Origin of the sequence: Pseudarthrobacter scleromae, assembly GCF_014644515.1 — a bacterium.
Lineage (GTDB): Bacteria > Actinomycetota > Actinomycetes > Actinomycetales > Micrococcaceae > Arthrobacter > Arthrobacter scleromae.
Map to the genome: position 1 here is coordinate 193,772 of NZ_BMKV01000005.1, position 12,031 is coordinate 205,802.

Here is a 12,031-nt window from a genome sequence, read left to right on the forward strand (position 1 = left end):
TGGGGGTCAGTCTTCGGCGTAGATGCGAAGCTGATGCGGCTTTTCATCACTAGGTTGCTGGCTGGCCTTTGTCGGTTCGACGGGTGCCGGCGGCGCGTAGCGGTCGTCGGTGGGGAGGGCATCGGCGAGGCTGAGCTTGCTGCGCAGCTGATTCTTCAGTTCGTTCCGGCGTGCTGATCTGGCCGCCTTGAGCTGCTTGAAAGTGATGGTTTCGGTGGCGAGTTCCGGGGTGATGGCACGGCAGATGAAGTTGTCCTGGTGCCAGACTCGGATCTCGGCCATGTCCCGGGGGTCGTAGCGGATGGTGACGGCTTCGCCGACAAAGGCCGAAAGTGTGAGGTCCAGGTAGCGCAGGCCGTTGAAGTGGATACCGTCGCGGTGGACGATGCGCTGGTGTGCGACGGTCAGGAGCAGGAGGTCAAGGTCCTCGGGCCGGACCGGCATGCGGGGGATGCAGCCGCCGGCCTGCCAGCGTGCGGCGGGGACCTCTCCGGTTTCGGAGTGGGTGCGGTGGTTGTATTCGTCAACGATGAACCGCTCAAGCGCGGTATCGAGCTGCTCGAGGGTCATCGTCGGTTCAGTCACCGGGGTCCCTCGGCTGCCGTGCGGGATGAAACCGGGCAGATGGGGCAGGAGTCCTTCGGTGAGGGTACGGTAGAACCGCTCGATCTTCCCGCGGCCCTGCGGCACGCCGGGGATGGAATGGATGAGCCGGATGTGGGTGTCGAGGCAGACCCGTTCGAGGTGGGTGCTCATGAAATCCGCGCCGTGATCGCTGTAAAGGACATCGGGCAGACCCATGACGGGCCAGGCCGGATGTTTCTTGCGCTGCACGGCCTGGTGAAGGGCCAGTGCCGTCTGGAGCGCGGTCGGCGCACCGGTGAAGACGGTGTAGCCGGCGACGGCGCGAGAGTAGTCATCGAGGACGACGGTCAGCCACGGGCGTGCGCGGGCCCCGGCGGTGTCGACAATCTCAATGTCCAGCTCGGTGTGGTCGCACTGCCACTGCTCGCTCGCGCGGCTGGCGGTGCGCCGGTAGACCAGCTCGAACCGGTCCCGGTACGCGGCGTCGCCCTCGAGCGCGATCGTGCGCAGTCCCGGATCGATGGCGGAAACCACAGCCCGGACGGTCGTGTAGCCGGGGGCCGGAAGGCCGCGGTCGAGCGCGACGTCACAGATCCGCCGGTGTATAAACGCGATGGTCGGCGCTGGGCGGCGGAGCGCGAGGCCTTCGATCGCGCCCACGATTTCGGGCGGGAGCGAATGGCTCCCACGGTCCGAGCGTGGCCGGCGGCCCAGGGCCTTGACCGAACTGGCGGCGCGGAATCCTGCCGTCCACCGTTGGAGCGTGCGGAGGGGGATGCCGGCCTGGTCGGAGATTCTGGCGAGGGGAACACCGTCATCGAGGTGCTGCCGGAGCAGCGCCGCGCGGTCTTCGGCCGACAGCCCATGCTTCATAACCGGGAGGCCGCCTGCTGATGGCGTTAAAGCGTCGCGCGGCTCCAGCCGACGAGTCGGGCCGCTTCCTCAGCGGTGCGGCCCTTGGCGCGAGCGTCCTGGGCGATCGCGAGCTTGTCGGCGATGACGAGCGGGTCGGACAAGGGCCGGCCGAAGCGGCTTCCGCCCTGCCTGGCCGCGGCGATACCCGCGTTCACGCGTTCGACGATCAACTCCCGCTCATACTCGGCCAAAGTCGCGAGCATGTTCAGCATCAGGCGGCCTGAGGTTGATGTGGGGTCAATCCCGTCCGAGATGGATCTCAGATACACGCCGCGTTCCCGCAGCAAGTTCACCGTGTTCAAAACATCAATTAAGGACCGACCGAGCCGGTCCACCCGCCACACGACGACGGTATCGCCCGGCTCCAGATACGCGAGGAGCTTCTTCATCCCGGGCCGCTCAATGGCGGCCTTGCTCCCGGATGTGACATCGGCGAACACGTCCCGTTTCTGCACCCCGGCGTCGACCAATGCATCGAGCTGTAACTTCGCGTCCTGGCCCGACGTACTCACACGCGTATACCCGATATGTCTCACCCCGCCATTGTGCCTCAGAAACCCCCGGCCGGCACGCGCCTGAGACGATTCATGATGAGACATCTTTCCAAGACATCGGGCGGCCCGGCACGACGCCGAGTCCTTTGACGCTTCAAGTCGCAACGCCCGCGTCTCGAAAGGGACTGTCCGATAAACGGTGTGTGGAGTCCGGCCGGTTTTCATTGTTGAGTGGTTCTTTCGAACCGGCCAGCGAAGGTAATAGCGAACGCGTTTAGCGCAGGCTTCCACCTCATCACCCAGCGTGCACGGCCACCGCCGGTTGGATCAAGAGATCTGGTGACCAGGTATAGGCATTTCAGGGCAGCGGTCTCGTTCGGAAAGTGCCCGCGGGCCCTCACCGCCCTTCGGTAGCGTGCGTTGATCGACTCGATCGCGTTCGTCGTGCAGATGACCCGTCGGATTTCCACGTCGTACTCCAGGAAGGGCACGAATTCGGCCCAGGAAGATTCCCAGAGCCGCACGATGGCCGGATACCGCTGGCCCCACTCGGCAGTGAATTCGGCGAACCGGTCCTTCGCCGCCTGCTCGGACGGGGCCGTGTAAACGGGCTTAAGCGCCTTGACGATCCCGTCGCGGTGCTGGCGTCCGGCGTAGCGGAAGCTGTTGCGGATCAGGTGCACGATGCACTGCTGCACCACCGTCCGCTCCCACGTGGTCGTGATCGCCTCCGGCAGGCCCTTGAGCCCATCGCAGACGGCGATCAACACATCTTCCACGCCCCGGTTCTTCAGCTCCGAGAAGACCTGCAGCCAGAACCGGGCACCCTCGCCACCGTCGCCGGCCCAGATGCCCAGGATCTCCCGCTCCCCACTGGTGGTGACCCCCATGACGACGTAGAACGGGGTGTTGCGCACCTGCCCGTCACGGACCTTGACCACGACCGCGTCAACGAACAGCACCGGATAGATCGGATCCAAAGGCCGGGCCGACCATTCGGCCAGCTCCGAGGCGACTTTCTCCGTGATGCGGCTGATGGTGTCCTTAGAGACCTTAGCCCCGTAAACCTCCTCGAAGTGCGCGGCGATTTCCCCGGTCGTCAGCCCTCGGGCAGAGAGGGAGAGCACGATCTGGTCGATCCCGTCCAGACGCCGTTTCCGCTTGGGCACGATTACCGGCTCGAACGAGCCGTCCCGATCCCGGGGCACCTCAATCTCGACCGGACCGATCTCGGTCAACACGGTCTTTGACCTGGTGCCGTTACGCATGTTGGCTGCGATCGGTGTCTGGCCGTGCTCGTGGCCGAGGTGCTCTGTCAGCTCGGCTTCCAGAGCGGTCTCCAGCACGTTCCTGGTGAGTTGGTTCAGCAGCCCGCCCGGGCCTACCAGGCTCACGCCCTGTTCCTTGGCCTGCGCGAGCAACCGCTCCGCAAGCTCCTTCTGATCGATGATCTCTCCCGTCACAGGATCGATCATCACCCCTGTCATGTCGGTCGTAGACTCTGACACGGCCGTCTCCTTTCGGATCAGGCCGGACCCCACACACCGTTATTCAGACAGTCCCTCTCGAAAAGCTTTTGCTTTTCAAGACACAGCTGTTTGGCTGGTCCTGCTAGTTCCTCTTGCTGGGGCGGACGTGAAATGTTTTAGCTCTGACGCGAGCAATGCGAAGACGTCGAAGGGCCTTGTCCGGTCAGGGAGGATTCACCACTGCTGATGTTCGCGCGTCAGGCCGAAGGGCACCGTATCGCTGAGGGCGACGGTGAAGGAATTGGGGCTGGTGCGCGTAACTAGAATTCCCTGTCGTCCTTCTTGCAGCGCCAAGGCTTTGGCATGAGTCACCGCCTCATCGAGCTGGCGTTCCATGCCGGCACGGTCTGTCGCGGTGATTGAGATTGTGAAGTCCTTGTTGGTGCTGATGGCTTCAGCCTTTTCGTATATCTGTTGTAGTGGGTTCAAGAAAAGACATCGTTGGTTAGAACTGGTTCTCGAAGGGGGGTTACTCACAACGTGGGGGAGAGCGTTGGACGCGCCCTGCCTTCTGATCCTTCTCCTCTATTCGGAGATCAGAAGGATCACGCGATGCAAGCCATCTGGGATGTTCTTGGTTAGTGGCTTATCAATCTCATCGAATCGGCTCGTGCCGCGGCTTCGAGCGCGATCTCCTGGCAGAGGCCCACGTGGTTGAGAGGGTCGAGTAGGCCCTCTATTTCCAGCTTAGTTAAGTGGGCAGTGACTGTCGGGTTCGCACCGAGGACATCTCCGAACTGCCGATGTGTCCTGATCGCCTCTTGAGCTGATTCGTAGACGACGTCATGTGCGTGCTGTCTGCCGATGGCGTGACCGAGAGACAGCATGACGGCTTCTGAGGAAACGAGCCCGTGGGTGATTTTCAGGTTCGTCCGCATACGGTCCTCGTCAATTTCCAGGTCGGTGAGGATCAGTGTCAGCCGTGCCAGCAGGTCCCCGCTGAGAATGATGGCACGGCTCAGGGCGTCGTCCATCATCGCGGTGTTCGCGCCGTTCACTTCCTGATCGTGCAGCATTGCTTCCATTGCCAGTGGCAGGAGGCTGCGGATTTGGGCGGAGATGGTGGTGCAGTCCTGGGAGAGTTGTGGATTTTGCTTGTGAGGCATGGTGGAACTGCCGACGGTACCTGCTGGTGAGGCTTCCTGGACTTCACCGATTTCGGGGCGCATCAGTGTGTATATCTCGCCTGCGATGCGGCCGCCGGTAGCGGCCAGCAAAGCCAAGACGGCTACATATTCGGCAAACTGGTCTGCGATTCCTCGTGAGGGTATGCGCATGCTGCCCAGTCCCAGGTCCTGGGAGAGGAGCTGCTGGACTCCCGGGCCGTCGCTGCCAAGGGAGGCGAAGCTGCCAACAGCGCCGCCGGCCATGGCGTTGAACATCCGCGACTCCAGTTGCCGGAGCCGCTCATGGTGACGGAGGAGTTCATCGATCCATACCGCTACCTTGAAACCGAAGGTAATGGGAACGGCCTGCTGGCTGTGGGTCCGGCCGGCCATTACTGCGGAGGCTCCGCGGCGGGCGAGACGTGCGGCTGCAGTGAAGGTCTGTTGTAGCTGGTCCAGCAGGATCAGGTGGGCCTTTTTGATTTGCAGCAGATCCCCGGTCTGGGTGATGTTCTGGGTGGTGGCACCCCAGTGCACCCAGCCGCCGTGCTGTTCCCCCGTGGCTTTGCTTAGTTCGGTGATCAGCGCCATCAGGGGGTGGCTGGTGGCTGCGATGCCGCGGTGTATAGCCGGAATGTCCAGCGCCGCCAGCGTTGCCTTCGTTGTGATGGCTTCAGCGGCCTCGGCTGGAACGATGCCAAGCTTGGCTTGGGCGCGGGCGAGGGCCGCTTCTACCTGGAGCCAGCTTTCCCAACGGGCATCGAGGTGGAAGAGGCTGCGGATTCCCGGGTCCGGGACCCGGTAGTCGGTGAAGCGCAACGGGAGCGGCGCTTCCGGAGGCGCCGTTAGTGCTGATTGGCTTTCGCTGTTGGTCATTTTTCGGATCCTGCGGTGAGGCCTTCTGCGAGGAGGCGTTCGCTGCCGAAGAACAGCAGAATGATTGGCAGCGTGAGGATGACTGAGCCGGCCATCAGGATTGTGGTGGGAACTTCGAGGCTCCCGGACAGTTGGGCCAGGCCGAGGGACACCGTCCAGTTGTCACGCTCTTCCACCAGGAACAGCAGGGCGAAGAGGAATTCGTTCCAGGCGATCATGAACACGAACAGTGCGTTGGACATGATGGCCGGTCCTGCCAGCGGCAGGCTGATGCGCCACATGATGCCAAACCTTCCCAGTCCGTCCAGGGCCGCGGCCTCCTCGAGGCTTTCGGGGATCGTTTGGAAGTAGTTGCGCAGCATGAAGATGGAAACGGCGATGGTCTGGGAGACGTAGACGACCAGCAGCACGCCGATGGCTCCGCGCAATCCCAGCCTGGTGAAGAAGACGAACAAGGGCACGGCCAGCAGGATGCTGGGGAACAGGTAGACGGCGAGGAACAGTGCGCTGATCTGGCGGCGGCCGAAGAACTGCAGTCTGCTGACGGCGTAGGCTCCGGGAACGGCGATCAGCAGGGTCAGGACCACGGTGCCGAGGGCAACCAGGCCACTGGTAAGGATGAACCCCGCGAATCCCTGGCCGCCGTCGGCGACGGAGGCGAGAACGTTCCTGTAGGTGTCGAAGCTGATTTCGGACAGGTTGGGCCAGACCCTGGCAGGGTCGGCAATGAGCGAACCGATGTCCCTGACGGAGAGCGTGACCATGTAATAGAAGGGGAAGACGGTGACGAGCAACAGGACGGCGACAACTGCCCAGCGCAGCACGCGCAGCGTTTTGGTTTCAGCGGTGTCGCGTGACCACGTGCGGGGCCGTCGTCCGGGTGCTGTGCTCGGGGAACGGACGTCGTTCAGGGTTGTCATTACGCTACTTCCTCGTCTTTGACGGCGAATTTCATGTAGACCAGGACCATGACGGTCAGGATGGCTGCCAGCACCAGGGCCTGCGCGGAGGCTGAGCCGATGTCTCCGCGGCCGATCAGGTAGTTGAAGACGCCTACGCTGACGACTTCGGTTCCGGCGCCGCCGCCGGTGAGCAGGTAGACGTCATCGAAGTTGTTGAAGGTCCAGATGAACCGCAGCACGCTGAGGACCGCGATGGTGGGCAGGAGCTGGGGCAGCAGGATGTGGCGGAACATCTGGGTCGGGACTGCCCCGTCCATCCGGGCCGCTTCTTCAATTGATTTCGGTACGGCCTGAAGCCGTGCGGTGATGAACAGGAAGACGAAGGGGAACGTCCGCCAGATCTCAAAGGCGATGACTGTGAACAGGGCCGTCGGCACCGGGACCGTCAGGCCAAGGATCGACCAGTCAGTGGTTCTTGTGGTGAGGAAGGATATGGGCTGGTCCCAACCCAGGAAGCCTGTGCCCCAGGCGTTGACCACACCGAACTGGGGGTTGAGCATGGTCTTCCAGACGAACGCCGATGCCACTACGGGGGCCACATAGGGAAGCAGCATGGCGGCCCGAATCAGTGTGCGGCCCCGGAAAGCGTTCCGCAGTGCCAGTGCGGCGGCGAGACCGACAATGATGGCCCCCAACGTCCCCAGGACCGAGTACGCAAGTGTTGTTCCAAGGGATGACCACAGGGCTTCGGAGGTCAGGACGCCGATGAAGTTATCCAGCGTGTAGTTGCCGAAGAGGTTTGCGCGGCGGATCTGGATCAGCCGCACATCCTGGAAGGCCAGCATCACGGTCCACAGGATGGGCAGGACCACCAGGAAGAGCACGATGATGAGGCTGGGTGAAACGAGGGCCAGGCCTGCCCGTGCTTGGCGTCGGCTGACGCCTCCGCCGCGGCGGAGGCCTGACGGGGACGAACTGGTTTTCCTGGTGCGGGGGGTTTTTCCCAGGGTGGTGGTCATTGTTCCTCCGGTGACCTGAGGGTGGGGTATCGGGTGTTCACGGTGGGTCCGCCGGTCACTTCAGGGTGGACTGGATGGTTCGTACGGAGTCGGTCGCTGATTTGGCTGCGTCCTGCCCGGAGGTTCCACCGGTGATCATCGAGTTGATGGCTTTCGCCACGGGCTTCTCGGCGAGCAGTGCGCCGGCAAGTGCGCCCTGGCCCTGGGGCACAGCCCAAAGGCTCATCTTTTCCGGTGAGGTGGACAGCTGGTCGATGACGGACTGCGGGTAGAAGTCGGACAGCGGTGCCTTGGTGCTGGTGCCCGAGGACATGGCCTTCCAGGCATCGACGTATGCTGTCGGATTGTCCTGGGTGCCCTGGCGTGAGGGGACCTTGCCTTCAGGAGCGAAGGCAAGCCAACGCTCGTATCCATCGCTCATCATGTACTTGACGAAATCAGTAGCCGAGGAAGCAGCCTCCACCGGGATGGCCCAGTTCACCTGGGAGCCGAACTGTGCGGGTTCGGATCCATCAGGGCCCTTGATCGCGGTAACCACTCCGCTGTTCTTCGCCAGGTAGGAGGGGTCGCCGGCGCACTCAGCGCAGGAGGGCAGCATGTCGCTGCGGAGCCCGGCCATCTCATCGAGGATGAAGGAGGAGAACATGACCATGGCCGCCCGGCCGGAGAGGTAATTGGACCGCGCCGTGTTGGTGTCCTGCTCGCCGGGGACCGAGTACTTGGTCATCAGCTCTTGGTAGAAGTTGAAGGACGTGGTGCATTCGGGGCTGTCCAGGGTGATCTCCGCGGAGTCGCTGACCAGCTGGCAGTCGTTGCCCAGCGCCAGATGCTCAAACGTTTCCTGGTTGGTAGTAAATCCAGAGAATCCCACCTGGTTGCCGGTGGTCAGAGTCTGGGCGGCTTTGAGGATGTCGTCATAGGTTTCAGGGGCCTTCAGGCCCGCCTTGTCGAACAGGTCCTTGCGGTAGACGAGCAAGGATGCCCAGGAGTCGCTCGGGACTGCCAGCTGCTTCCCGTCGATGCTGGCCAGCTCAAGGGAACGCGGGGCGAACGTGTCCTTTCCCAGCTCGTTCACCACCCGTGTGGCCGCGTCGCCGTCGAGCAGGTCGTTGGCCTGGAGGGCGCCCACTCCGGGCAGCCCAAGCCCGCCGATCACATCGGGAAGTTCACCGGAGGCCGCAGAGGACACGAGCAGCTGGTTGTACTGCGCCTCGTCCACCGCCACGATCTCTACCTCAACGCCGGACTGCTTCGTGAAGTCTGCAGCAATCTGCTTTTGGATTTCGACCCGGTCAGGCTGGCGTTCAAGAGTCCAGACAGTCAAGGACCCGTCCTGGGCAGTCTCTTCACCCCCGGGGCTGCAGGAAGTAAGTGCCATGGCGCCAACGAGGGCCACTGCAGCCGCAATCGTCCGCTTCTTTGCGTTCATTTAGATCTCCTGGGTAGATGAATTGCTTAATCGATCTAGCAAAATGTAAGCAGGTGTTCTGAATCACTGTCAAGCACAACTGGCAAACAATGTTGGGAATCTAGGCACTGCGCAGAGGGTCGGTTGGGGATTTTGGGGTGTTGAACGACCTCATGTTGATGGATCGGTATATCATTATTCCAGCAGCGGTAAGTTCTGGTTACCCTGTGATGTGAACGATAGGGCTCGGAGGCTTGCATGTCCGGAACGGTAACCCTGCAGGATGTCGCCGACCACGCAGGCGTTTCGCGCGCAACAGCGTCTCTCGTGCTGCGTGAAACAGGGCGAGTGTCGCAGCAAACCCGCCAGCGGGTCGCCGAGTCCATGCAAAAGCTCGGATACGTCTACAACCGCGGTGCTGCATCCCTGCGAACTCAGACGGCGAATACCATCGGTGTTGTTGTTACCAATATTGCGAGTCCGTTTTTCGGCGAACTACTCCATGGACTGGAGACCGGCCTGACTGACTCCGGGTACCTCCCGCTGCTCGTCAACACGGGCGACAACCCTGACCGTCAGCACGAGGCCATCCGGAAACTTCGCGAGCATCAGGTGGCCGGACTGGCACTCGTGCCCGCGACCGGAACCAGCCCATCCCTCGTCGACGAGCTCAGAACCTGGGGACTTGAGCACGTTCTGATGACCCGATACATAAAGAACATCGACGCGCCATATGTAGGGGCGGACGATGTCGTCGGCGGCCGGCTCGCTGCAACGCACCTGATAGAGGCTCACGGGTGCGAAACCATTGCCTACCTCGGCGGCCTGCCCGCTATCCTGTCCCGTACCGACCGAACAAAGGGCGTGAAAGAAGCCCTCAAACGAAACGGACTTGACGCTTCATCACTCATCGACATCCCAGGCGCCGTCAACAGTATCAGCGGCCTCGACCTTGGTCAGCGGCTCATCGAAGCCGGACCCCTCCCCGACGGCATCATTTGCCATAGCGACAGCATTGCCTTCGGACTTTACCGGGCACTCCGCATCCACGGCCTAGGGACTTCCACCAAAGTCATCGGCTACGACAACATCGGCGGAGCAGCCCTCTGGGAACCACCCCTGACCAGCGTCGACACCAAAGGCGAAGCCCTCGGACGCCGCGCTGCGCGCATGCTGCTCGAGCGGATTCAAGAACCCGGCTCACCTGCCTCGATCGACAAAACCATCCCGCAGCTAGCTGTCAGACAGTCCTGCGGATGCCAGTAAAGCCAGTCAGCTACTGCTCCTCGTTCCGCCCTCAGGCTGCGACGTGGAGCCCTGCAAATTTGCCGCCCCTTATCGCCGCTATTCACAGGCTTTCTCAGCCGGCCGCTACCCCTCCCCAGACCCAGAATAGTGTCTTGAAAAGTCGTTATGGGTTCAAGAAGAGACACCAATCGTTGGCCAGAACTGGTCCTCGAAGGGGCGATTACTCAGCCAACTTATGGGTCACCTTAACCAAACGGGAGCAGCGATGGTTTCGACGGCCGACGTGGCACGATCCAGAATGCGGCCATCCGGGGCTGAACTGGCTCGCCCCCATTGGACGTCCTGTGACGTTGAAGCGGCCGCTGTTTCGCTGCTTTCCCTAAGTGGCGGATGGTTCATTTCGGTTAGTTGTGGCCCCTAAGGCTTTCCTTGCACATCGATCAGGATGAGCGGCGCTCCGTTCAAGGGTAGAAATTTGCGTCCAATGCCATCACCCCAGACCCAAATGCCTGACCCGTCGGGCATCCACTCGTCGATTACGCCGTGTACCACTTCTTGCTCGTGATGAAAGCGAATCCGGTGGCCCTCGCTGAAGTTACGCTTCGGTTCTCTCGTGCATTCCTCGGAGCTGCCGCGTGAGATTTTTTCCTCCTGCAAATAGGACAGCTCCTTTCGCTGCCCTACAGGCCCGTCGGATTCTGAGTGTGAAGGCTGTCGGATGCCGGTTCTTTCTCGTTGCAGTGCCAAGGCATGCTCGTTCCGTTCGAACCCTGCTTTGTTGAGGATCAATTCGACACGTGCACGCGTGGATGCTGCTACACAGTCCTGCTGGTTGACCACTCTAGACACGGTGGCCGTGGAGACTCCTGCCATTATCGCGATGTCGAGCATGCGGAAGGTGCGTGTTGCTATTTCACCTCCTGGCACGCTTGAGGTCGTCATTTGTCGGTCGGCGGCCTGGGCGGCGGGAAGGAAAGAGGCGGTTGCCTTAAAGCCATTGGTGGGAGGAACTGACACCGTCATCGTGTCCGTCCCGCCGCCGAGACAGACCCTTTTGTCAGTTTGCAATGTTCTTCCGATTGGCCCTTTTGAGCGGGAGCGAGGCTGGTTGTCATCGTCTGCAGGGCGGCGCCGACAACGCCAGCGGAGTTTTTCAGATCGGCCGGAATGACCGGGGTGCTTAGTGTGAGGTGCGGCAGGAATGCGTCGCTGCAAGCTGAAATTCCCCCGCCAATGATGATCAGATCCGGTGAAAACAGTAACTCCACATGCGATAGATACCGTTGCAGGCGGGCGGCATACTCCATCCAGCCAAGGCCCTCCTTTTCGCGGGCGACGGCAGATGCCCGGGATTCTGCCTTACTGCCGTCGATTTCCAGATGCCCCAATTCAAAGTTTGGGATCAGCCTTCCGTTCACGATGAGTGCCGAGCCGATGCCCGTCCCCAAGGTTAGGACCAGGACCACTCCTTGTGTCTTCCTCCCGGCACCATAGCGGGCCTCCGCCAGACCCGCTGCGTCAGCATCATTCACGACGCAGACAGGCAGTCCGAGCCGGGCCCTCAGGTAGTCCTGAACATCCAAACCGATCCAGCTGTCGTCCATGTTTGCTGCCGATCGGGCCACTCCGTGTTGGACAGCCGAGGGGATCGCGACCCCGATAGCCACGTCGGTGTTCCCCGGGCTTTCGCAGCCCAGGTCATCGATGAGTTGTTTCAGGGCGGCGGCCACCGCGTCCACTGTTCCGTCCGAAGGGGTCCGGAGGCGCCGGACCTCACCGGTCGGAACGCCGGTGTTCAGGTCAATGCTGGCACCCTTGATCCAGGTCCCGCCGACATCGATCCCTATCCGAATGCTCGATCCGGACGGCGGGTCGGTGCCAGGGGTCGCGGGAGGGTTCATCATGAGTCCTATTGCTTTGTCGGGGAGGGCAGGGCCTACGGCCGGCCC

Annotated in this window: 11 protein-coding genes; 1 reads left to right on the plus strand and 10 read right to left on the minus strand. The window is 62.0% G+C overall.

The annotated features are described in order from the left end of the window. Nucleotides 1–6: 6 nt before the first annotated feature. From IEX33_RS14155 to IEX33_RS14190, 8 genes are all read right to left on the minus strand, one after another. Nucleotides 7–1,458, minus strand: coding sequence for a Mu transposase C-terminal domain-containing protein (locus IEX33_RS14155; protein ID WP_188731198.1), 1,452 nt, complete (start codon nt 1,456–1,458; stop codon nt 7–9). 26 nt (nt 1,459–1,484) lie between these two features. Then, entirely contained in the window at nt 1,485–2,036 is a 552-nt protein-coding gene (locus IEX33_RS14160) for a recombinase family protein (RefSeq protein WP_188731199.1), read from the minus strand. Nucleotides 2,037–2,215: 179 nt separating this feature from the next. Further along, complete coding sequence (locus tag IEX33_RS14165) at nt 2,216–3,469, minus strand: IS256 family transposase (protein ID WP_229675415.1); 1,254 nt, start codon at nt 3,467–3,469, stop codon at nt 2,216–2,218. Between the two features lie 228 nt (nt 3,470–3,697). Beyond that, nucleotides 3,698–3,952 carry a hypothetical protein gene (locus IEX33_RS14170; RefSeq protein WP_188731770.1) on the minus strand — a complete coding sequence of 85 codons (255 nt, stop codon included), beginning with the start codon at nt 3,950–3,952 and terminating at the stop codon, nt 3,698–3,700. 149 nt (nt 3,953–4,101) lie between these two features. Next, on the minus strand, nt 4,102–5,505 hold the full coding sequence (locus tag IEX33_RS14175) for a class-II fumarase/aspartase family protein (protein WP_188731201.1): 1,404 nt from the start codon (nt 5,503–5,505) through the stop codon (nt 4,102–4,104). After that, complete coding sequence (locus IEX33_RS14180; protein ID WP_188731203.1) at nt 5,502–6,425, minus strand: carbohydrate ABC transporter permease; 924 nt, start codon at nt 6,423–6,425, stop codon at nt 5,502–5,504. Before IEX33_RS14180 ends, IEX33_RS14175 begins: the two co-directional genes overlap by 4 nt. Next, nucleotides 6,425–7,426 carry a carbohydrate ABC transporter permease gene (locus IEX33_RS14185; protein ID WP_188731205.1) on the minus strand — a complete coding sequence of 334 codons (1,002 nt, stop codon included), beginning with the start codon at nt 7,424–7,426 and terminating at the stop codon, nt 6,425–6,427. The genes IEX33_RS14180 and IEX33_RS14185 overlap by 1 nt, the downstream gene beginning before the upstream one ends. Nucleotides 7,427–7,481: 55 nt before the next feature. Then, nucleotides 7,482–8,855 carry an ABC transporter substrate-binding protein gene (locus IEX33_RS14190; RefSeq protein ID WP_188731206.1) on the minus strand — a complete coding sequence of 458 codons (1,374 nt, stop codon included), beginning with the start codon at nt 8,853–8,855 and terminating at the stop codon, nt 7,482–7,484. A gap of 237 nt (nt 8,856–9,092) precedes the next feature. On the opposite strand from IEX33_RS14190, the gene IEX33_RS14195 reads away from it, so the two are divergent. Next, nucleotides 9,093–10,100, plus strand: coding sequence for a LacI family DNA-binding transcriptional regulator (locus IEX33_RS14195; RefSeq protein WP_188731208.1), 1,008 nt, complete (start codon nt 9,093–9,095; stop codon nt 10,098–10,100). A 399-nt stretch (nt 10,101–10,499) separates the two neighbouring features. Here the strand turns inward: IEX33_RS14195 and IEX33_RS14200 are convergent, their stop codons facing one another. Then, nucleotides 10,500–11,105 carry a LacI family DNA-binding transcriptional regulator gene (locus tag IEX33_RS14200; RefSeq protein ID WP_188731210.1) on the minus strand — a complete coding sequence of 202 codons (606 nt, stop codon included), beginning with the start codon at nt 11,103–11,105 and terminating at the stop codon, nt 10,500–10,502. Continuing rightward, complete coding sequence (ppgK, locus tag IEX33_RS14205) at nt 11,102–11,986, minus strand: polyphosphate--glucose phosphotransferase (protein WP_229675392.1); 885 nt, start codon at nt 11,984–11,986, stop codon at nt 11,102–11,104. Before ppgK ends, IEX33_RS14200 begins: the two co-directional genes overlap by 4 nt. Between the last annotated feature and the right edge of the window lie 45 nt (nt 11,987–12,031).